The sequence below is a fragment of the Pseudomonas sp. PS01300 genome (assembly GCF_029960155.1).
Taxonomy (GTDB): Bacteria; Pseudomonadota; Gammaproteobacteria; order Pseudomonadales; family Pseudomonadaceae; genus Aquipseudomonas; species Aquipseudomonas palmensis.
In genome coordinates, this window is the sequence record NZ_JASCPN010000077.1 from 1 (window position 1) to 22,176 (window position 22,176).

The window sequence follows — 22,176 nt, forward strand, 5'->3', positions numbered from 1 at the left end:
GCCTGACCCCGGCGTAAGTGGTGAGCCCTTCGCCGGCAAGGCTGGCTCCTACAGGCACTGCATGCCCCTGTAGGAGCCGGCCTTGCCGGCGAAGCTTCTGGCTCAGACGCGAAACTGATTGATCAACCGCCGCTGCTGCTCCGCCAGCTTGGTCAGCTCCGCGCTCGCTGTGCTTGACTCATCCGCCCCGCCAGCCACTTCATTGGCCACCTGGCCGATATTGATCACGTTGCGGTTGATGTCCTCGGCCACTGCGCTCTGCTCCTCCGCCGCGCTGGCGATCTGGGTGTTCATGTCGTTGATCACCGACACCGCCCGGGTGATGCTCTCCAGCGCCTGGGCCGCCTGCGCCGCCTGTTGCACGCTGACTTCGGTCTTGCCCTGACTGTCCTCCATTACCTGCACCACATCCCGCGTGCCCTGCTGCAGCTGCTGGATCATCTGCTGGATCTCTTCGGTAGCCTGCTGGGTCTTCTGCGCCAGGTTGCGCACTTCATCGGCCACCACGGCAAACCCGCGCCCCTGTTCACCGGCTCGCGCCGCCTCGATGGCCGCGTTGAGCGCCAGCAGGTTGGTCTGTTCGGCAATTGCACGAATCGCCACCAGGATCGCGTTGATGTTCTCGCTGTCACGTGCCAGGGCCTGTACCACACCCACCGCACGGCCGATCTCCTCGGCCAGGGCGCTGATCGAGGTGGAGGTGTTGCGCACGATCTCCAGGCCCTGGTTGGCGGCCTGGTCGGCATTGCTGGCCGCTTGCGCCGCATGGGTGGCATTGCGCGCCACGTCCTGGGCGGTCGCGGTCATTTCATGCACCGCAGTGGCCACCAGGTCGATTTCGGCCATCTGCTTGTGCACGCCCTGGTTGGTGCGAATGGCGATGTCGGCGGTGTGCTCGGACGAGTCGCTGACCTTCTGCACCGACACCACCACCTGGCTGATCATTGCCTGCAGCTTGCTCAGGAATGTATTGAAGCCACGGGCGATGGCGCCCAGTTCGTCGGCGCGATCACTGCTCAGGCGCCGGGTCAGGTCACCTTCGCCCTGGGCGATGTCGTCCAGCATGCCGACCATCTGGCGCAGCGGCCGGGCGATGCCGTGGGCCAGCAGCCAGATCACCAGCAGGCCAAGCCCGGCGATGCCCAGGCCGACCACGATCATGCCGGTGAGGTCGGTGCTGCGCTGGGCGCTCATTTCGCGCTGCAGCGCGTCGAGGTCGGCCATCACCGCGCTGACCGGCAGTTGCAGCAGCAAGGTCCAGCGCGAGGCGGTGTTGCCCACGGCAAATGGCACGAACAGCTCGATCTGTCCGCTGGCATGGTCGATTTCGTAGTGCAGCGCCTTGCCCGACAGGTTGCCGAGCACCGCCACTTCATTGGGTTGCAGCACATCGCTGGCTTTTTTGCCGAACGTGCTCGCATCCTTGGTGTAGGCCACCACGCGTCCGTTGTTGGACAGCAGCGCCATCTCGCCCGCGCCGTCATACAGCTGGGCGTCGGCGGCCTTGAGCATATCCTGGATGAAGTTCAGCGACAGGTCGGCGGCGGCGATGCCCTGGAACTGGCCGTTGACCATGATCGGCTCGACGAACGAGGCCAGCATCACGGTCTTGTTGCCCACCTGGTACGGGGCCGGGTCGATGGCGCAGGCCTTGCCGGTCTCCTTGGAACACAGGTAGTACTCGCTGGTGCGCACGCCTGTGGGCAGCAGGGTACGGTCGTCCACATCCTGGAGTTTGTCGAGGGTCAGGCTACCGTCGTCGTTACGGTACCACCACGGCAGAAAGCGCCCGCTCTGCGGGTTGACGCCCGCCAGCGTGCTGCCTGCATAGCGGGCATCGTCGTGGTCCAGCGCATTGGGCTCCCAGCCCACGTAAACGCCCAGCAACAGCGGGTTGTCCAGGGCGGTCTGCCTGAGCAGGGCGATCATCTGTTCGCGTTCGAGCTTGAGCTGCGGGTTGCCGGCAGCATCCTGCATGCCGATCAGGGCATTGGTGGTGGCCAGGCCGCGGGCGATCAGCAGCGGCGCCTCGAGGCTGCGCTGGATCTGGCTGACCTGGGTCTGGGCCAGGGCCGTCAGGCGTTGCTCGATCACTGCCTCGAACTGTTGCTGGGTGCGGTTGTGCACCAGCGTCTGGGTGCGGGCACCGGAATACACTGCGTATAGCACCAGTGCTGCAACGATGCTCAGCACGATGGCACCGGCCAGCGCGGCCACGGAAAACTGGATCGACTTGAACTTCATGGGAGCTCCGAGCGCAAAGAGGGTCGCCTGTCTGGGCGTTATCGGCGCGCCGGGGGCAAAGCATGAGTGTGGCGATGCAATTCTTCGCGAACGGCTGTAGCGCGTTTATGATGCGCGGCCTAGGATACGCCGCATGTTCGAAGGGAGTGTTTTCATGCGTAGATCAGTTGTTATCGGTGCCCTGAGCGCCAGTGTGCTGCTGGCCGGTTGCCAGGCCGTGAACACCACCAGTGGTGGAGCGGTGGGCGTGGAGCGCAAGCAGTACATGTTCAGCATGCTGTCGACCGATGAGGTCAACCAGATGTACGCGCAGTCGTACCAGCAGACCCTGGGCGAGGCATCCACCAAAGGTATGCTCGACAAGACCAGTGCCACCGCCAAGCGGGTGCAGGCCATTGCCGATCGGCTGATCGTGCAGGCGCCGAAGTTCCGCCCCGATGCGGCGCAGTGGAAATGGGAAGTCAACCTGATCAAGAGCGACGAGCTCAATGCCAACTGCGGCCCGGGTGGCAAGATCATTTTCTATACCGGCCTGATCGACAAGCTCAAGCTGACCGACGACGAGATCGCGGCGGTAATGGGCCACGAAATCGCCCACGCCCTGCGCGAGCATGGTCGCGAGGCGATGTCCAAGGCCTATGGTGTGGAGATGGCGCGCCAGGGCGCAGGTGCCCTGTTCGGCCTGGGCCAGGACAGCCTGGCGCTGGCCGACACCGTGGTGCAGTACAGCATGACCTTGCCCAACAGCCGCAGCAACGAGAACGAAGCCGACCTGATCGGCCTGGAGCTGGCGGCGCGTGCGGGCTACAACCCGAATGCGGCGATCAGCCTGTGGAACAAGATGACCGAAGCGTCGGGTGGTTCGCAGCCTGAGTTCATGAGCACTCACCCGGCTTCGAGCAGCCGTATCGCGTCGTTGCAGGCGGCGATTCCCAAGGTGATGCCGTTGTACGAGCAAGCCAGAAAATAGCGCCGTGACCTTCGCCGGCACTGTCGGCTCCTACCTGAACCTGTAGGGGCCGGCCTTGCCGGCGAATGCTTCACACGCTAGCCGGTATCAGCCCACCCACCCGCTGACCTTCATCGCCGAATACACCGCCACCAGCGCCAGCACCACGAATGCCGTGGCCGCCAGGCGACGGATCAGGGTCAACGGCAGCTTCTCGGCGGCAAAATTGCCCGCCAGCACCACCGGTACGTTGGCAATCAGCATGCCCAGGGTGGTGCCGATGATCACCATGATCAGGTGCGGGTACTGCGCCGCCAGCATCACCGTGGCCACCTGCGTCTTGTCGCCGATCTCGGCAATGAAGAACGCGATCAGCGTGGTCAGGAACGGGCCGAAGCGCCGCGCCGTACTGGCTTCATCGTCATCCATCTTGTCCGGCACCAGGGTCCACAGGGCCGTGGCGGCAAAGCTTGCGGCCAGGATCCAGTGCAACGTGGCCTCGGAGAAGAAACTGCCGAACCACGCACCCACCGCACCGGCCGCCGCATGGTTGGCCAGGGTCGCGGCAACGATACCGGCGATGATCGGCCAGGGTTTGCGAAAGCGTGCAGCGAGGATGAGCGCGAGCAGTTGCGTCTTGTCGCCGATTTCGGCGAGCGCAACGATGGCGGTGGGGACCAGCAATGATTCCAGCATCAGGATTCCTACGGGGGCGGGTCGACACGGCTATGACACGTACAGCCTTCCCGCCCCGGGTAAGGTGTGCGTGTCATAGGTCTTGTCAAACCCTGGATCCGTCTGTGCGGACCGTGGGTCGTACGCGCCATGGTCTGAGGACCAAGTATGTTGACGCGTACCGGGCGAGCTGGGTGCTCGCGGGAGACTACTCCCCTAGGACGGAGCGGATTCTGCCTAGGCAAAACCGTTTGGGCAAGCGAAGTTTTTAAGTTCGTGTGGCCTGGTAGATCCGAAAGCCTTGTCCCTCGTCGCGAATCAGGCAGTTGCCCAAGGCGCCTTCGATGAGCGGTTGGTACCGCAGGAAGCTGTTGGCCACAAGCCGAAGTTCGCCGCCTTTTTTCAGATGATCGGCCGATTTTTTCAGCAAGGTTTCCGAGGCGTGGTAATTGGTGTGAACCCCGGTGTGAAACGGCGGATTGCTCAGGATCACGTTCAGCTCGCGGGGCGCGGCATCGATGCCGTCACCGGCGATGACCTCCCCCTCCAGGCCATTGGCGGCCAGGGTCAGGCGGCTGCTGGCCACGGCGAAGGCATCCACGTCCAGCAGCGTTACCCGGCTTTGTGGGTAGCGGCGCTTGATCGCCGCGCCGAGCACGCCCGCACCGCAGCCAAAGTCCAGCACATGGCCCACGGGCAGTTGCTCGAGGTTGTCCAGCAGCAGCGCGCTGCCGCGGTCCAGCCGGCCATGGCTGAAGACCCCGGGCAGGCTCACGATCTGCAGCGGGCCTTCGGCCAGTGGCAGTTCGAATCGTTGCGCCAGGCTTTCCAGCGGCTGCGCCTCTGGCGGGGTGTCCACCGTGACCTGCCACAGCTGGCAATGGCGTGCACTGTCGAGCTTGCGCGGCTTGCCGAAGGCGTGCAGCTGCTTGGCCGCACCCTCGATACCCCCGCGCTTTTCACCCACCAGGTACAGCTGGCGCCCACCCAGGCGCGAGGCCAGGGCATTGAGCAGGTAGTTGGCCAGATCGCGGGACTTGGGCAGAAACAGCACGGCGCCGTCGAAAGCCACCGGCGGCACCTCCACGCCATAGTGACTGCGCCCGGCAAATCGCGCCTCGAGCGCGGCCTGGTCGCCGGCGTGCCAGCTCCAGGCGCGGGCATCGGGCAGGCTGCCCAGCAGGTCGTCGGCGGGCAGGCCGGCCAGCAACACGGGGCCTTTGAACAGCTCGGCCTGACGGAGCAACACTTCACTACGTGGGTCCATGGTCGGCGCCCCTCTGCAAAAAGTCGCGAATTCTAGCAGAACTCAGCTGACCACTCGGCGCGGGTTGCCCTGCAGGAAGGCTTCGGCGTTCTCGGCCAGTTGGCCGACGATGCGCTGGCGCGCCTCGACCGCGCCCCAGGCACTGTGCGGGGTGACCACAAGGCGCGGGATATCGCCTGCCAGCAGGGGGTTGCCATTGACCGGAGGCTCCACGCTGAGCACGTCGGTGGCGGCGCCACCCAGGTGCCCGCTGCGCAGTGCGTCGGCCAGCGCCTGTTCGTCGATCAGCCCGCCACGGGCGGTGTTGACCACGAACGCGCCGGGCTTGAGCAGGGCCAGCTCGGCGGCGCCGATCATGTTGCGGGTGCTGTCGTTGAGCGGGCAGTGCAGGGTCAGCGCATCCACCTGCGGCAGCAGCTCGGCCAGGCTCAGGCGATCATCGCGGGCCGGGCGGCCGGGCAACTGGCCGGACAGCACGCGCATGCCGAAAGCTTCGGCCAGGCGCGCCACCGCACCGCCAAGTTCGCCGTGGCCGAGCAGGCCGAGGGTCTTGCCCTCCAGTTCGACGATGGGAAAGTCGAGCAGGCAGAACTGCCTGGCCTGGGCCCATTTGCCGTCGGCCACCGCCTGCTGGTAATCGGGCAGGCGAGTGGCCAGCGCCAGCAGCAGGGCCAGGGTGTGCTGCGCCACCGAGGGCGTGCCGTAGCCCTGGCAGTTGCTGACCACGATGCCCTGGGCGCGCGCGGCCTGCAGGTCGACGTTGTTGGTGCCGGTAGCCGACACCAGGATCAGCCTGAGGTCGGGGCAGGCGGCGAGGGCGGCGGCGTCCAGGTGCACCTTGTTGGTGATCGCCACGCTCGCGCCCTGCAGGCGCTCGGCCACTTCGTGGGGGGCAGTGGTCGGATGCAACTGCAGTTCATCGAAGCAGCCGCGCAGGCGGCTCAGGTCGAGGTCGCCCAGGTCCAGGGAGCTGTGGTCGAGGAATACAGCGCGGCGCAAGGTCATGGGGCAGGCTCCTGGGGTGTGGTTTGAGCAGGTAGTGGGGCATTAGAGCCTGCATCGCCGTGGGCGTAAAGCCAGGCATCCGGCTGCACGGGAGGTGACTGTGCCGATTCACTTGTAACTGTATCTTTCAGAACTGCCAGGCAGTGGGTAAGGTACGCCACCCGATCGTTTGCCAGGAGCGTCACCCCATGTACTGGGCAGAATTTCTCACCGTTGCGCTGATCCACCTGCTGGCCGTGGCCAGCCCCGGCCCGGACTTTGCGGTGGTGGTGCGCGAAAGTGTTACCCACGGTCGGCGCGCCGGTACCTGGACCGCCTTCGGCGTGGGCACGGCGATCTTCCTGCATGTGGGCTATTCGCTGCTGGGCATCGGCCTGATCGTGTCGCAGTCGATCATGCTGTTCAACGTGCTCAAGTGGCTGGCTGCGGCCTACCTGGTGTACATCGGCATCAAGGCCCTGCGTGCCCGCCCGGCGCCTGCCGGCAGCGAGAGCGTGCAGGTCTCGACCGTGGCGCGCACCCCGCGTGCCGCCTTTGTGGCAGGGTTCATGACCAACGGCCTGAACCCCAAGGCCACGCTGTTCTTCCTGTCGCTGTTCACGGTGGTGATCAACCCGCACACGCCGCTGCTGATACAGGCCGGCTACGGGGCCTACCTGGCGCTGGCCACCGGCCTGTGGTTCTGCCTGGTGGCCCTGCTGTTCAGCCACGCCCGCGTGCGCTCCGGCTTTGCGCGCATGGGCCACTGGTTCGATCGCGGCATGGGCGCGGTGCTGGTGGCGCTGGGTATCAAGATCGCCTTCACCGAGATGCACTGAGGCGGTTGATGGCCATTGGCCTGTCATCCCTGCGGGCGCGCAAATCATTCCTTTGGCTGATTTGAGCGCCCCCGTCCCGTTCTAGAGTAAGCGCCGTATTGCCATGCCTGCGTACTCGAAAAAGGGACTCCCATGCTGCAAACCAGGATTATCGCCCCCGCTGCGGGCGCTTACGAATACCCGCTGCTGATCAAGCGCCTGCTGATGTCGGGCAGCCGCTACGAGAAAACCCGCGAGATCGTGTACCGCGATCAGCTGCGCTACAACTACCTGACCCTGAGCGAGCGCATCGCGCGCCTGGCCAACGTGCTCACCGCAGCCGGGGTCAAGGCCGGCGACACCGTGGCGGTGATGGACTGGGACAGCCATCGCTACCTGGAGTGCATGTTCGCCATCCCGATGATCGGCGCGGTGGCCCACACCATCAACGTGCGCCTGTCGCCCGAGCAGATCCTCTACACCATGAACCACGCCGAAGACCGCTTCGTGCTGGTCAACAGCGATTTCATCGGGCTGTATCAGTCCATCGCGCCGCAACTGACCACGGTCGAGAAGACCCTGTTGCTCACCGACGGCCCCGACAAGCATGCCGAACTGCCGAACCTGGTGGGCGAGTACGAGCACTTGCTGGCCGGCGCGGCCACCACCTACGACTTCCCCGACTTCGACGAGAACTCGGTGGCCACCACCTTCTACACCACCGGTACCACCGGCAACCCCAAGGGCGTGTATTTCACCCACCGCCAGCTGGTGCTGCACACCCTGGGCGTGGCTACCGTGACCGGCAGCATCGACAGCATCCGCCTGCTGGGCACCGATGATGTGTACATGCCCATCACCCCGATGTTCCACGTGCACGCCTGGGGCATCCCCTACGTGGCCACCATGCTCGGGCTCAAGCAGGTCTACCCGGGGCGCTACGAGCCGGAGATGCTGTGTCAGCTGTGGCGGGACGAAAAGGTCACCTTCTCGCACTGCGTACCGACCATCCTGCAGATGCTGCTCAACGCCAAGGGCGCGCAGGGCCAGGATTTCGGCGGCTGGAAGATCATCATTGGCGGCAGCTCGCTCAACCGCGCCCTGTATGAGTCGGCCAAGGCCCAGGGCATCCAGCTCACGGCGGCCTATGGCATGTCGGAAACCTGCCCGCTGGTGGCCTGTGCCCACCTCAACGAAGAGCTGCTGGCCGGCAGCGACGACGAATGCATCAGCTACCGCATCAAGGCCGGCGTGCCGGTGCCGCTGGTGGAGGCCGCGGTGATGGATGCCGAAGGCGGCTTCCTGCCGGCTGACGGCGAGTCCCAGGGCGAACTGGTGCTGCGCGCGCCGTGGCTGAGCATGGGGTATTTCCGCGAACCGGAGAAAGGCGCCGAGCTGTGGCAGGGCGGCTGGCTGCACACCGGGGATGTGGCGACCATCGACAGCATGGGCGTGGTCGATATCCGCGATCGCATAAAGGACGTGATCAAGACCGGCGGGGAGTGGGTGTCGTCGCTGGCCCTCGAAGACCTCGTCAGCCGCCACCCCTCGGTGCGCGAAGTGGCGGTGGTGGGTGTACCCGATCCGCAGTGGGGCGAGCGTCCGTTTGCCCTGCTGGTGGTGCGTGACGGCACCAGCATTGACGCCCGCGAGCTCAAGGAGCACCTCAAGCCCTACGTGGAGCTGGGCATGATCAACAAGTGGGCAATCCCCAGCCAGATCGCCCTTGTTACCGAAATTCCCAAGACCAGCGTGGGCAAGCTGGACAAGAAGCGCATCCGCGTCGACATCAGCCACTGGCAGGCCAGCAACAGCGCATTTCTGTCCACCCTCTGAAGGCGGGCCGGTCGCGCCCTGGCGGGTGCGACCCTTGCGCCAGACACCTGCGCGCCTTGTCAAAGCGAAAAAATAGGCCATCCTTGCCGCTGCCCGCGCAGTTGGCGAGCGAATCAGCTCTTTGGGTGTAGTACCAACGTGCAAATCACACTTTAGAGGGATCAAGCACAGGTACCTGCTGGCTATAGTCGGGTCAGGGGATTTTTAGGGACGGGGGCCCGCGCAAATGACTGCGCACTGCCACGTTGGTCGACCAGCAGGCGTATTCACGTCGGTCGTTCGATGCGTTTCTCAAAGGACTCACTGCCATAAAAATAAAGTACATGGAGTAGCGTCGATGACATCAGTAAATCTGTTCTGGCGCCGGGCGAAATTGCCATTGGCCGTCAGCCTCGCTTCTACGCTCGCCGGCCCTGCATTCGGCGTCAGTTTCAACATCGGTGAAATCGAAGGTCAGTTCGACTCGTCGCTGTCCGTGGGGGCCAGCTGGTCGACGGCCAAGCCGAACCAGAACCTGATCGGCGTCAACAACGGCGGCAAGGGGCTGTCGCAGACCTCCGACGACGGCCACCTGAACTTCAAGCGCGGCGAGACCTTCTCGAAGATCTTCAAGGGCATCCACGACCTGGAGCTCAAGTACGGCGACACCGGCGTGTTCGTGCGTGGCAAGTACTGGTACGACTTCGAACTCAAGGACGAACACCGTCAGTTCAAGGACATCAGCGACTCCAACCGCAAAGAGGGCGCCAAGTCGTCCGGTGCCGAGCTGCTCGACGCCTTCGTCTACCACAACTACTCGATTGGCGAACTGCCGGGTTCGGTGCGTTTCGGCAAGCAGGTGGTGAGCTGGGGTGAAAGTACCTTCATCGGTGGTGGCATCAACTCGATCAACCCCATCGACGTTTCCGCGTTCCGCCGCCCGGGTGCCGAGATCAAGGAAGGCCTGATCCCGGTCAACATGTTCTACATCTCCCAGAGCCTGACCGACAACCTGTCGGCCGAAGCCTTCTACCAGCTGGAATGGGACCAGACCGTCGTCGACAACTGCGGCACCTTCTTCTCCCAGCCGGACATCATCGCCGACGGTTGCACCGACAACCTGCGCGTATTGTCCAGCAGCCGCACCATGACCCCGGCACAGATCGCCGGCCTGGCCAACTTCGGCGTGGACGTGAACGAGGAAGGCATCAAGGTGGCGCGCGGCCCCGACCGCGATGCCCGTGACAGCGGCCAGTTCGGTGTTGCCCTGCGCTACATGTTCGAACCGCTCAATACCGAGTTCGGCGCCTACGCCATGAACTACCACAGCCGTGCGCCGATCTTCAGCGCCACGGGGGCTTCTGCACAGGCCTACGCCATTGCCGGCATGGTCGACCCGCGCACCGGCGCCGCCATCGTGGCGGGCAACTCCAAGTACTTCGTCGAGTATCCCGAAGACATCCGCCTGTACGGCCTGAGCTTCTCCACCACCCTGCCTACCGGCACCGCGTGGAGCGGTGAAATCAGCTACCGGCCGAACGCACCGGTGCAGCTGAACACCACCGACATCCTGTACGCCGGGGTCACCCAGCTGGGCGGCACGTTCGGCAATGCCTCGCTGCTCAAGGGCCAGGCCGATACCGACCTGCACGGCTACAAGCGCAAGGAAATCACCCAGTTCCAGACCACCCTGACGCACTTCTTCGACCAGGTGATGGGCGCCAGCCGCATGACCGTGGTAGGTGAAGTGGGCGTGACCCACGTGGGCGGCCTGGAAAGCGCCGACAAGCTGCGCTACGGCCGCGATCCGGTGTATGGCCCTGGCCCGCTGCCGGATACCTTCGGCCTCAACACCTGCTCGGACATCCTCAACGCCGGCACCATCGGTGGCGCCGCGCCTGGCGGTGGTTCCTCCGCCAACCGCAGCCGCAAGTGCGAAAAGGACGGCTACACCACCAGCACCTCGTGGGGCTACCGTGGCCGCGTGATCTGGGACTACAACGATGTGTTCGCCGGGGTCAACCTCAAGCCGAGCGTGGCCTGGTCGCATGACGTGTCCGGCTACTCGCCAGGCCCGGGCGGCAACTTCGAGGAAGGGCGCAAGGCGGTCAGCCTGGGCCTGGACGCCGAATACCAGAACACCTACACCGCGAGCCTGTCGTACACCAACTTCTTCGATGGCAAGTACACCACCGTGGATGACCGCGACTTCATCGCCCTCAGCTTCGGCGTGAACTTCTAAGCACTGATCCGGGAAGACCAAGATCATGAAAGCAACCAAGAGTCTGTTGAAAATCGGTGTGCTGAGCCTGTCGCTGCTCGCCACCGGCGTGATGGCGGCGGTGTCCGCCGACGAAGCCGCCAAGCTGGGCACCAGCCTGACCCCGATGGGCGCCGAGAAGGCCGGCAATGCCGACGGTTCGATCACCGCCTGGCAGCCCCTGAGCACCACGGCCGGTTCGGTCGATGCCAAGGGCTTCCTGTCCGACCCGTACGGCAACGACAAGCCCAAGTTCACCATCACCGCGCAGAACGTCGACCAGTACAAGGACAAGCTGTCCCCTGGCCAGTTGGCCATGTTCAAGCGCTATCCGGACACCTTCAAGCTGCCGGTGTACCCGACCCAGCGTGGCTCCACGGTGCCGGACTCGGTGTTCGCCGCCATCAAGAAGAACGCCACCACCACCAACCTGGTAGCTGGCGGCAACGGGCTGGAGAACTTCCAGATCGCGATTCCGTTCCCGATCCCGAAAAGCGGTGTGGAGGTGATCTGGAACCACATCACCCGCTACCGTGGCGGTGGCGTCACGCGTGTGGTGAACCAGGCCACGCCGCAGCAGAACGGCAGCTACAGCATGGTGAAGCTCGAGGAACAGTTCATGTTCCGCGATCGCCTGAAGGATTTCGATCCGGCCAACCCTGGCAACGTGCTGTTCTACTTCAAGCAGAAAGTGACCGCCCCGCCGCGTCTGGCCGGTACCGTGCTGCTGGTTCACGAGACCCTCGACCAGGTCAAGGAGCCGCGCAAGGCCTGGATGTACAACGCTGGCCAGCGCCGCGTGCGCCAGGCCCCGCAAGTGTCGTATGACGGCCCGGGTACCGCCGCTGACGGCCTGCGTACCTCCGACAACCTGGACATGTTCAACGGTGCGCCGGACCGCTACGACTGGAAGCTGGAAGGCAAGAAGGAGATGTACATTGCCTCCAACAGCTACAAGCTCGATTCGACGAGCCTCAAGTATGCCGACATCATCAAGCCGGGGCATATCAACCAGGACCTGACCCGTTACGAGCTGCGTCGCGTGTGGCATGTGGTGGGTACCCTGAAGCCGGGCCAGCGGCATATCTATGCCAAGCGTGACTTCTACATCGACGAAGACACCTGGCAAGCGGCCGTGATCGACCAGTACGACGGCCGCGGCCAGCTGTGGCGGGTATCCGAGGCACATGCCCAGGACTACTACAACAAGCAGGTGCCGTGGTACACCCTGGAAGCCATCTACGACCTGCAGTCGGGCCGTTACCTGGCGCTGGGCATGAAGAACGAAGAGCAGAAGGCCTACAACTTCGACTTCACTGCCAGCAAGGCCGACTTCCAGCCGGCAGCGCTGCGCCAGGATGGTGTGCGCTGAGTTAGAACCTCCTCCGTGTGATCCCCAGAACGCCCCGGCTTGCCCGGGGCGTTTCTGTTTGTGGCCCGACAACAGGCCGTGAGGGGCAATGCGGGATGAAGTGCGCGCAATGCCGCGCTTCGTGAGTTTTTGTCGCTTTTTGTTGTAGTCTTTTTTCCGACCTCTGCGCCAATCATCTTCAAATGTGCCGTTTAAAGCGCTAGTCTCGGCGGGTCTGTTCTGCCGAAGACTTCCAACTAAAACGAGCCGGCCATGACTGATCTGTCGCGTATGCAAGGGTTCGCCAGCCAGGCCATCAGCGCTGTGGAGGGCCGCTTCTACCGTCCACCACTGCCCGAGGGGCACGTGCCGCGCCCGCGGCTATGCCAGCGCCTGCACGCCGGCCTGAGCGGTCGACTGCTGCTGGTTTCGGCGCCCGCCGGTTTCGGCAAGAGCTCGCTGGCCGTGGAGTTCTGCCAGAGCCTGCCGGCCTCGTGGGGCAGCCTGTGGCTGGGGCTGAGTCAGCGCGACAGCGACCCCGGGCGCTTTCTGGAGCGCCTGCTCGAAGGGCTGCAGCAGTTCTGCCCGGACCTGGGCAACCAGGCCCTGGGCCTGCTCAAGATGCGCCAGCGGCACCAGCCTTTTGCCTTCGAGGAGTGGCTCGACAGCCTGCTCGACGAACTGGCCCTGCACCTGCACCCGCAGAACCCGCTGCTGCTGGTGCTCGATGACTACCATCTGGCCCAGGGCCCGGTGCTCGACCGCTGCCTGCAGTTCTTCCTCAATCATTTGCCGCCTGGCCTGGTGCTGCTGGTCACCAGCCGCCAGCGTCCCGACTGGCATCTGGCGCGCCTGCGCCTGTCGCAGCAGTTGCTCGAACTCACCGAACAGGACCTGCGCCTGAGCCCCGAGGAATCCCTGGCCGTGCTCGACCAGCACCCCACCACGCTGCGTGGCCAGGCCCTGGACAACCTGATTCAACGCAGCGATGGCTGGGTCGCCGGCCTGCGCTTCTGGCTGCTGGCCGCCTCCGAGGCGGGGGTCGACAGCGCCTTGCCCCACGCCCTGCATGGCGGCGAGGGGCTGATCCGCGACTACCTGCTCGAAGAAGTCATCGACTGCCTGCCGCCCGAGGTGCAGGCGTTTCTCTACGACACCGCCTGCCAGGAGCGTTTTTGCGCCGACCTGTGCGATGCCCTGCGCGAAAGCCACGACAGCGCGCAGATACTGCGTTACCTGAAGGCACACCAGGTGTTTCTGGTACCGCTGGACGAGCAGGGTCAATGGCTGCGTTATCACCACCTGTTCTCCGACCTGCTGCGCACCCGCCAGGCCAGCCAGCCGCTGGCCAGCCTGCATCTGCGCGCGTGCCGCTGGTTCCACGCCCAGGGCCTGCTCGACGAGGCGGTGGAGCAGGCCCTGCGCGCCGGTCACCTGGACGTGGCGGCCAACCTGGTGCAGAACCTGTCCGAAGAGCAACTGCTGGCCGAACAGAACGTCGGCATGCTGCTGCGCTGGAAGATGGACCTGCCCGACAGCCTGCTGATCAGCACCCCGCGCCTGATCGTGCTGTACAGCTGGGCGCTGGGGCTGGCCTGCCAGCTGGATGCGGCCGAGGAACTGGTCAGCCACCTCAGCCGGTTCCTGCCGGCGCCTTCGGCCACGGCGCAGAAGTCCATGCTGGCGCAATGGCTGGCCCTGAGCGGAATCATCGCCCGCGGTCGCGGCGACCGTCTGAAAACCCGCTCGTACTGCCAGCAGGCGCTGCGCAGCCTGCCCACCAAGCGCTACGGCCAGCGCCTGATGTGCCTGTCCACCTTGTCCAACCTGGCCATCGCCGAGGGCGATTTCTGGCACGCCCGTGGCTGGAACCGCGAGGCGCTGGAGCTGGCACGGCGGGTCGGCAACCCGTTGTTCGAGGCCCTGGCCCACTACGATCGCGCGCGGGTGCTGCATGCCCGTGGCGAGGTCCTGCGTTCGATGGAGGAGGTGCGCCACGGCCTGCAACGCCTGCAAGGGCTGTCGGCCCAGCGCCTGTACGCGGCGCGTGCGCGCCTGGCGCTGTACGAAGGCTACCTGCTGGTCGCCGGGCTGCAGCCCCAGGAAGGGCGTGCGCGCTTGCGCGCCGGGCTGGTGGAAGCGCGTGCCTGTCGCGACATCAGCGTACTGATCGGGCATTGCGTGCTGGCCACCCTGGACGGACGCGAGGGGCGTTTTACCGAGGCCTTCTGCGAGCTGGCCGAGGCCGAGCGCCTGATGCATATCTGGGACGTGCCGCCGGTGTTCTATCTGGCCATGATCACCCTGGTCAAATGCGAGCTGTGGCTGGCCCAGGGGCGCATGGACCTGGCCGAATCCTGGCTGCTGCGTCTGGGCCAGACCTACGGTGGCGAACGTGCCGCCGCCGCACCGGAGTTCCACCCGCTGCTGCCTTTGCACATCGAACTGCAGCAGGCCCTGCTGGAGCAGGCCCAGGGGCGTACCGCACAGGCCGCACAACGCCTGCAGGCGCTGACCGAGCACGGGCGCAGCAATGGCGGCCAACTGCTCGGCACCACCGCAGTGTGTCAGCATATCGGCCTGTTGCTGGCGAGCGGTGCTGCAGAGGCGGCCGTGGTGTTGCTGCCCCAGGCCCTGGAGGCCGCGCAGGGGGGCGTGCTGCAACCCTTCCAGCGGCTGCTGGAAGATCACCCCGAGTGGATGCGCGAGCAGTTGCTGGCCCAGCCGGCGGGGCCGGTGCAGGCGCGCCTGCTGTCGCTGTTGCCGGTGGTTGATACCCCGCCGGCCCCCGGGGCGGGCACCGAGGCTCTGAGTGCGCGAGAGATGTCGGTACTCAAGCTGATCGCGCTGGGGTGCTCCAACCAGCAGATCAGCGAGCAACTGTTCATTTCGTTGCACACCGTCAAGACCCACGCCAGCCACATCAACAGCAAGCTCGGCGTCGAGCGCCGCACCCAGGCGGTTGCCCGGGCCAAGGCGCTGGGCCTGTTGTAGCACGGCAGTCGGCCAAGTATGATGGCATCGCGCCATCACGCTTGGCGCGTTGGCTTCGTGCCGCATGCTTGCGGCGCCTCAAGCAAAGTGCACGTGCTGCCGATAGCCTTTCCGAGGCCTGCAGCCGTTGACGTTGCTTGCCAAGCAGCATGCGCTGGCGATGATCGTCGCGCTGCTTGCGTCCTGAAGCCGAGCCTGTCCCTGTAGGCGCCTTGGCGCCGCTCTTCTTTCTTCCAAGTCAGGTTTTGTGGATGTTGGTGTATAGCCAAAAAAGTTTTCTGATCGTCGATGACTTCACCGACTTCCGCACGTCCGTGCGTTCGATGTTGCGGGAAATGGGTATCCGCGACGTCGATACTGCCGAGAGCGGCGAGACGGCGATTCGCATGTGCGGGCAGAAGCGCTATGACTTCATCCTGCACGACTTCCACCTGGGCGACGGCAAGAAGAACGGCCAGCAGGTGCTGGAAGACCTGATGATCGACAAGCTGATCAGCCACGAGGCGATCTTTGTCATGGTGACGGCCGAGAGCAGCCAGGCGGTGGTGCTCAGTGCCCTGGAGCACGAGCCGGACGCCTACCTGACCAAGCCCTTCAACCGCCTGGGGCTGACCCAGCGCCTGGACAAGCTGGTACAGCGCAAGACCCTGCTCAAGCCTATCTTGCAGGCGCTGGACCGTGGCCGACCGGCCGAAGTGCTGCTGGCCTGCGACAACCTGTGCAAGCAGGACCCGCGCTTCGCGCCGCTGTGCCTGCGCTACCGTGCCGACGCCCTGGGCGCCCTCAACCGGCATGAGGAGCTGGAGCGCTTTCTCAAGGCGATCCTGGCCAACCGCCCTACGCCGTGGGCGTACGCGGCGCTGGGCAAGCTGCTGTTCAAGCGCGGCCAGGCCGTCCAGGCCAAGGAAATCTACGAACAGGCGATCAAGGCGTTTTCGATGATGCCCGGCCTGTACGACGGCTTGGCCGACGTGCTGGCTGCCGCAGGTGAAACCCGCCGTGCCCAGTCGGTGCTCGAAGAGGCCGTACGCCTGTCGCCGCTGGCGGTCCGCCGGCAGATGCAACTGGGCAAGCTGGCCCTGGGCAACGCCGACTTCGACACCTCGTCGCGGGCCTATCGCCAGGCCGTGAGCCAGGGCCAGAATTCGCGTTTCAAAGACCCTGAAAGCAACCTGGGCCTGGCCCAGGCGCTGATCCAGAAGAACGTGGGCAACGGCCTGGATGCACGCACACGGGTGGAGCTGAACCAGGTGCTGGGCGATGTGGCCAAGGAGTACACCGACGACCAGGGCCTGCAGGTACGTGCGCGCTTGATCAAGGCCACCGGCCTGGCGCAGGCGGGCGATGCCGAGACGGCCGCCAAGCTCACCGAGGCGGCGGTTGCGCGGCTGGAGAACATGGACCAGTTCTTCTCGGCCGAAACCGCCCTGGCAGTGGCTGCGCAGTTGCAGCAACTGGGTCAGGAGGCGGCGGGCACGGCCATCCTCAAGAACTGCGTGGAAGTCTACGGTGACGACGCGAGCGTGATGCAGAGCATCGCCAAGCTGACCGACGACCCGACGATTCTGGGCGCCGGCAACGAAGCCGTCGACCTCAACCGCCAGGGCGTGCGCAGCTATCAGGCCGGCAAGGTCGGCGAGGCGCTGGAGCAGTTCCGGCGCGCGCTGGCGTTGCAGCCCAAGAACATCAGCATTGCACTGAACACTGCCCAGGCGCTGCTGCGCATGGCCGGGGAAAACCCCTCGAGCGCCGCGCTGGAGGAATGCCGCGCGTGCCTGGCCAAGGTGGCGGGCATTCCCAATACCGATCCGCGCTACGAGCGCTATCGAAAACTGCGTATCCGGGCGGTGGGCTCATGAGCAACGATTCCCAGGGGCTGGATTTTTCCACGGTGATCGCCTCCACCGTACACGACATGAAGAACTCCCTGGCGATGCTGATGCAGGCGCACAGCCAGTGGCTGTCGCGCCTGCCGGCCGCCCAGGCGCAAGGCCCGGAGCAGGCGGTGGTGGAGCACGAGTTCGCGCACCTCAACGGCATGCTCGTGCAGCTGCTGGGGTTGTACAAACTCGGGGTCAATCAGTTGCCCATGTGCCCCGACTACCATGACCTGGACGACTTCATCGGCGGCCTGCTGGCCTCCAATCAGCCGATCATCGACAGCCGCGAGATCATTGCGCGCTACGAGATCGATGCCTTCAACCCGCTGGGCTTCTTCGACCGCGAGCTGGTCGGTTCGGTGATCTCCAACGTGATCAACAACGCCATCCGCTATGCCGGGCACGCCTTGCTGGTCACGGTGGCCGAGCAGGGCGAGCAACTGGTGCTGAGCATCAATGACGACGGCCCGGGTTATCCACAGGGCATGATCGACCGTCAGGCCGACTACGTGCAGGGCATCAACCTGCACACCGGCAGCACCGGGTTGGGCCTGTACTTCGCTGAACGCATTGCTGCGCTGCACGAGCGCAACGGTGTGCGCGGGCGCATCGAGATCGCCAATGGCGGAGCCCTGGGCGGCGGCCTGTTCCAGCTGTACCTGCCCTGAGCCAGTCGCCGGTCGGCCAGGGCGTTGCACCAAAGTCTACAAATTAAACGGTTAGTACATAAAATCCCGTAATATAGGCCACCTGCATTTCTTGTGTCCCGGTTCGCGTCTTCGTCGCTGACCGGGTGGTGATCTATTGTCTTTCGGGAGGGCCGTTTGAGCCTCTTTTCGCGTTTTCCGTTCAGCCCCCTCGCGTTTGCCGTGGGCCTTTCTTCCAGCTTGCTGGCGTGTGCGGTGCAGGCCGATGCATTCGACACCCTTGTCGACAGCCCGACCCTGACCGGCGACTGGGGCGGCAGCCGCTCACGCCTGGAGGCGAGCGGCGTCAAGCTCACCGGCGAGTATGTGTCGGAAACCATGGGCCTGGTCAGCGGTGGCCTCAAGCACGGTGCGCGCTATGCGCAGCAGGTCCGCCTGGGCGCCACCTTCGACCTCGAGACATTGCTGGACGAGGCGGATGCAGGCACGGTCCAGCTGACGATCAATGACCGGCGCGGCAACAGCGCCTCGCAAGACCTGGTGGGCAACCGGCTGCCGGTGCAGGAGATCTATGGCGGGCTGTACACGCGCCTGAGCGAACTGAGCTATGCGCGCAGCCTGTTCACCGACGACCTGAACGTCAAGCTCGGCTGGATGGCCATGGGCAATGACTTCGGCGGCATGGGCATCCTCACCAACTTCGTCAACGCAGGTTTCTGCGCGCACCCGCTGAGCATGTCCGGTGGCAGTGGCTGGGGCAACTACCCCACGGCGCACTGGGGCATGGAGCTGAAATACCGCATCAGCCCCGAGTGGACGGTGCAGACCGCCTGGTTCAACGTGAACCCCGAGACCAACAGCGCCTCGTCCAAGGCCTTCGACCTGACCTCCAGCGGCACCACCGGGGCCATCCTGCCGGTGGAGCTGATCTACAACAACCTGGCTACCTATGATGGGCAGTACAAGTTCGGCTGGTATTACGACACCTCCGACACTGCGCGCATCGGCCAGCCCGACAGCAAGGCGGCGGGGCGTCACGGTGCCTATGTCCTGGTCGATCAGATGGTATGGCGTTCGGATTCGACCCGGGGGCGCAGCGTACGCCTGTTCGCGCAGGCCACCGACACCGACACGGCCACTTCGCCGTTCTCGCACTGGTACGCGGCCGGAGCGGTGCTGAGCCGACCGTTCGCTTCGCGCGAGCATGACAACGTGGGGTTGGCGTACGGCCGTGCGGTGTTCAACTCGCGCAGCCGCGATGTCCATATCGCCAACCTGGAGCGCGGTGGCGACCTGGCCCAGGCGCAGAGTGTCAGCAACCTGGACATGGGCGAGCAGTTGGTGGAACTGAGCTACACCGCCCAGGTAACCCGCTGGCTGACGGTGCGCCCGAGCGTGCAGTACGTGATGGAGCCGGGTGCATTTTCCGGCAAGGACACCCAGGACGCGTTGCTGGCCGGCGTACAGGTGAAGGTGCAGTTCTGATGGAGTGAGCGCGATGCGCTTGTTCGCCTGGAGGCTGACCCCTGCACAGGACTGTAGGAGCCAGCCTTGCTGGCGAAGAGGGGTGCATGACATCATCCCGCGCCCAGATCGCCCAGGATGGCCTCGCCTTCATGCTTTGCACTGCACTGCTTGCCCTCGCTCTGTTGTCCTTCCCGAGTCGAACCGGTTCAGCGTCTACTCGCAGGGCGAATGGGTTGAGTTGTGACGCGAATCGTGGCTGACTGCGCGCTCTTTTTCATCGAGCCCCTGCCGTAGCCATGAGTGAACTCACCGTCGAACTGATCCCGACCGGCCCTGAACACATCGAGCTGATCCGCAACCTCTACCAGTTCTATGCCTACGAGTCCTCGGACTGGGAGCAGGAAGACGTCGAGGTGGACGGCCGTTTCTACATCCACGACGAACACCTGGCCCGCTACTGGCAGGAGCCGCAGTGGAGCGCCAACCTGATCCTGGTCGATGGCTACATCGCCGGCTTCCTGCTGGTCGAGCGCAGCGAACTGGCCGGGCTGGACGCACAGGAGCTGGCCGACCTCTTCATTCTCAAGCGCTACCGGCGCAAGGGCATCGGCCAGGCATTGGCTACCCAGGTGCTGATGAGTGGGGAAGGGGACTGGCTGGTGCGCTTCTATGACCAGGATGAAACCTCACAGGCGTTCTGGCGCAGCGTGCTCGACAACCTGCCACGGCCGGTGCAGGCCATCGAACTGGATGATGAGGGCGAGTTGCTGAGCTTTTTGATTACGCGGGCGGTCATGCATTGAAAGGGCCGGCTACCAGCGGCAAGCCTCACCAGACTTCATGGGGCTGGGTCCTGTAGTTTTTTTCGATGCGCTAGACCAGCAAGGGCGCGCTGATTAATCCTCGGGTGGGGTGCTTCTGCTCTTGCGAGCTGAATGCCCTGTCCGGTCGATACTCTTCTTCACCGTCCCACAGCCAGAGCGAGCCACCCGGCCCACCCGCCCTTGTGCGGAATGTCAGAGATCCATACCGCCGTGCATTGACAATTATTCCAGCGATGAGAGCTGGCCCGACTGCTTTCGACCAAACTCGAAGAGCTGTTTGGTCAGCAGCAGGAAACCACTGTGCGTAAGCGTGGCCCAAGACCTGTTCCACTTGGAAGGTTTGACGCTGAGCTTAAGCCACTAGTAGCTAGATCATCTACCTTTCTGGCAGCGCCACCAGTTGCTTTTGCACCGTTAAATCACCTAGATTTCACGGCCTTCTCTTTTATGTAGTCCTCCAAATAACTTTCTAAGGGCTTTGCTGTTCCAAGAACATGAAGCGCACCAGACTGCGTAGTATTTTGAAATTACTGAGATTTGCTGGCTTCCCGGTCTGCCCATCAAGGAATCTAACAACACCATTCTGATTAAACACATTGAAAACATGCCCTGGCTGACCCAGCCCATAAGAACCAAACACAACTCCCCGAGCGCCATTTCCGGAGCTTGCCATTTGCTGCGCAATATTGTCAGGCGCCGTTATAGGGCCAAATTTAGAGCCAAATTGTTTTTGAAACACACTCAGCGGGACACCTTTCGCCTGGCCTTGCAGGCGCAAAACAAACCATACTTGGTCTGTTTTTTGATGGACTATGTAGAGTTAGTATTGATTAACGTGCCGCCATCTTTACCAAGGCCATCGTAATCGATCAGTGTTTGCTCAACTGCCCGAGCGTCAGCACGAGAAATATTCTCAAGCCCTCTGATTTCGGAAACCACTATACCTTTTTGTCTGAGGTGAGCTTGACTGCGTTTAACTATGTCGTCGGTTTCCAACGTAACGAGTCACGCCATCAATGACGCAGTTATAAACACAGGCCTTTCCGCCTATAGAGGCAACCTCACCTGCGCCTTTTGCACCGAAGGACTAATTCTACTTAATAGAAATTTCTTTTAATTCCTCGATAAGTCGATCCCCCTCCTCACTTTGCGACTCCAAACTAATCATCACAGGAAAGTCTTCATAAACCAATCGCAGGAGCCGGTCTTTTATAATCACCCCCCACACTCTAGTATCAACAGAATCACTTCTGCTAATAATCTTTCCAGAAAATAACTTAACGAATTCTTCGGCATAATTAGGGAAGCCTTCCCAGCCCACATCAGAAGTCAGCTCCGCATACAGTCTCCCAGACCTCATGCGGCCAAGAGAAAACACTTTTTCATCAATAAATTTTTTCATTGAAAAAGATCTCCACCACCAGCTCGCGTAGAGCTCTCAATTATCTGATCAAAAGTTTTTCCCTTTTTAACTAAATCATCAAATGCAGGGCCGATCTTGTTACCATATCGCTCCAAATTTCTTGCATCGATTACGTCAAGCATATCCGGAGGCGTATACTCCCTATACTTTACTTTCAACTCGTTTCTTGCGCCATATGCATATTTTGCGACTTCTTCTGCGCTAGCGCCGCCGGCACGCATTTTGTCCACAGCACCTTGCAAGTCGTAAACATCTTTAACATAGTTTTGTCGGACAGGTGGGAGATACCCGAAGTCTCCGTCAGCTTTAGATATAGCGTTGTCCCAAGCAGGAGTACCTTTTGCACCCCCCACCGAATGCGCATAAGGCATCCCTGCCTCCGCATCCGTTATACCACTTGTCGAATTCGGATTCTTTCCAGGTGGCCCATTTTTACCACCAGCGTTGTCAGCCAGGCTCGACGCCTTCCAAGCCGTCTCCCGCTCCCCAAGCGCTTTCGCAACCTGCCCCAGCTTCCCTGCCTTGTTGATCACCGCAAAGCTCAGGGCGAACTCGGTCTCCCACTGCATTTCCACCCG

Annotated in this window: 16 protein-coding genes and 1 riboswitch; of the genes, 10 read left to right on the forward strand and 6 right to left on the reverse strand. The window is 63.4% G+C overall.

Annotated elements, in window-relative coordinates:
* Positions 1-102: 102 nt before the first annotated feature.
* Positions 103-2,244 (reverse strand): methyl-accepting chemotaxis protein, encoded by a 2,142-nt coding sequence (locus tag QMX96_RS24055; RefSeq protein ID WP_043864355.1) that lies wholly within the window; start codon positions 2,242-2,244, stop codon positions 103-105.
* 154 nt (positions 2,245-2,398) lie between these two features.
* Between QMX96_RS24055 and QMX96_RS24060 the strand changes: the two genes are divergently transcribed.
* Positions 2,399-3,214: a M48 family metallopeptidase gene (locus QMX96_RS24060; RefSeq protein ID WP_043864476.1), complete on the forward strand. Its 816-nt coding sequence runs from the start codon at positions 2,399-2,401 to the stop codon at positions 3,212-3,214.
* A gap of 87 nt (positions 3,215-3,301) precedes the next feature.
* Here QMX96_RS24060 and QMX96_RS24065 read toward each other — a convergent pair whose 3' ends face one another.
* The 3 genes from QMX96_RS24065 to QMX96_RS24075 form a co-directional block, all read right to left on the reverse strand.
* Positions 3,302-3,889 (reverse strand): TMEM165/GDT1 family protein, encoded by a 588-nt coding sequence (locus QMX96_RS24065; protein ID WP_043864356.1) that lies wholly within the window; start codon positions 3,887-3,889, stop codon positions 3,302-3,304.
* A gap of 88 nt (positions 3,890-3,977) precedes the next feature.
* Positions 3,978-4,097: riboswitch (yybP-ykoY riboswitch) on the reverse strand.
* Between the two features lie 39 nt (positions 4,098-4,136).
* A complete protein-coding gene (locus tag QMX96_RS24070) occupies positions 4,137-5,135 on the reverse strand; it encodes a class I SAM-dependent methyltransferase (RefSeq protein WP_043864357.1) in 999 nt (332 codons plus the stop codon).
* A gap of 42 nt (positions 5,136-5,177) precedes the next feature.
* Positions 5,178-6,140 carry a 2-hydroxyacid dehydrogenase gene (locus QMX96_RS24075; RefSeq protein WP_104572244.1) on the reverse strand — a complete coding sequence of 321 codons (963 nt, stop codon included), beginning with the start codon at positions 6,138-6,140 and terminating at the stop codon, positions 5,178-5,180.
* A gap of 188 nt (positions 6,141-6,328) precedes the next feature.
* Here QMX96_RS24075 and QMX96_RS24080 point away from each other — a divergent pair, with 188 nt between their 5' ends.
* The 9 genes from QMX96_RS24080 to QMX96_RS24120 all read left to right on the forward strand — a co-directional run bounded on the left by QMX96_RS24080 (position 6,329) and on the right by QMX96_RS24120 (position 20,154).
* Complete coding sequence (locus tag QMX96_RS24080; RefSeq protein WP_043864359.1) at positions 6,329-6,958, forward strand: LysE family transporter; 630 nt, start codon at positions 6,329-6,331, stop codon at positions 6,956-6,958.
* Between the two features lie 132 nt (positions 6,959-7,090).
* Positions 7,091-8,773: a fatty acid--CoA ligase gene (locus tag QMX96_RS24085; protein WP_054916228.1), complete on the forward strand. Its 1,683-nt coding sequence runs from the start codon at positions 7,091-7,093 to the stop codon at positions 8,771-8,773.
* Between the two features lie 337 nt (positions 8,774-9,110).
* Positions 9,111-10,994, forward strand: a complete 1,884-nt coding sequence (locus tag QMX96_RS24090; RefSeq protein ID WP_043864361.1) for a DUF1302 domain-containing protein — start codon at positions 9,111-9,113, stop codon at positions 10,992-10,994.
* Positions 10,995-11,019: 25 nt separating this feature from the next.
* A complete protein-coding gene (locus tag QMX96_RS24095; RefSeq protein ID WP_043864362.1) occupies positions 11,020-12,384 on the forward strand; it encodes a DUF1329 domain-containing protein in 1,365 nt (454 codons plus the stop codon).
* Positions 12,385-12,636: 252 nt separating this feature from the next.
* On the forward strand, positions 12,637-15,357 hold the full coding sequence (locus tag QMX96_RS24100; protein WP_078481525.1) for a LuxR C-terminal-related transcriptional regulator: 2,721 nt from the start codon (positions 12,637-12,639) through the stop codon (positions 15,355-15,357).
* A gap of 251 nt (positions 15,358-15,608) precedes the next feature.
* Positions 15,609-17,216, forward strand: coding sequence for a tetratricopeptide repeat-containing response regulator (locus QMX96_RS24105; protein WP_043864364.1), 1,608 nt, complete (start codon positions 15,609-15,611; stop codon positions 17,214-17,216).
* Positions 17,213-17,905, forward strand: a complete 693-nt coding sequence (locus QMX96_RS24110; RefSeq protein WP_054916226.1) for a HAMP domain-containing sensor histidine kinase — start codon at positions 17,213-17,215, stop codon at positions 17,903-17,905. The genes QMX96_RS24105 and QMX96_RS24110 overlap by 4 nt, the downstream gene beginning before the upstream one ends.
* 156 nt (positions 17,906-18,061) lie before the next feature.
* Entirely contained in the window at positions 18,062-19,369 is a 1,308-nt protein-coding gene (locus tag QMX96_RS24115) for a carbohydrate porin (protein ID WP_282362589.1), read from the forward strand.
* A gap of 278 nt (positions 19,370-19,647) precedes the next feature.
* On the forward strand, positions 19,648-20,154 hold the full coding sequence (locus QMX96_RS24120) for a GNAT family N-acetyltransferase (protein ID WP_054916224.1): 507 nt from the start codon (positions 19,648-19,650) through the stop codon (positions 20,152-20,154).
* A gap of 1,114 nt (positions 20,155-21,268) precedes the next feature.
* Here the strand turns inward: QMX96_RS24120 and QMX96_RS24125 are convergent.
* Together QMX96_RS24125 and QMX96_RS24130 are read right to left on the reverse strand one after the other, a co-directional pair.
* Positions 21,269-21,577 carry a DUF3630 family protein gene (locus tag QMX96_RS24125; protein WP_054916223.1) on the reverse strand — a complete coding sequence of 103 codons (309 nt, stop codon included), beginning with the start codon at positions 21,575-21,577 and terminating at the stop codon, positions 21,269-21,271.
* On the reverse strand, positions 21,574-22,176 hold a 603-nt coding region (locus tag QMX96_RS24130), incomplete at its 5' end, for a hypothetical protein (RefSeq protein ID WP_282362590.1). The genes QMX96_RS24125 and QMX96_RS24130, both read right to left, overlap by 4 nt.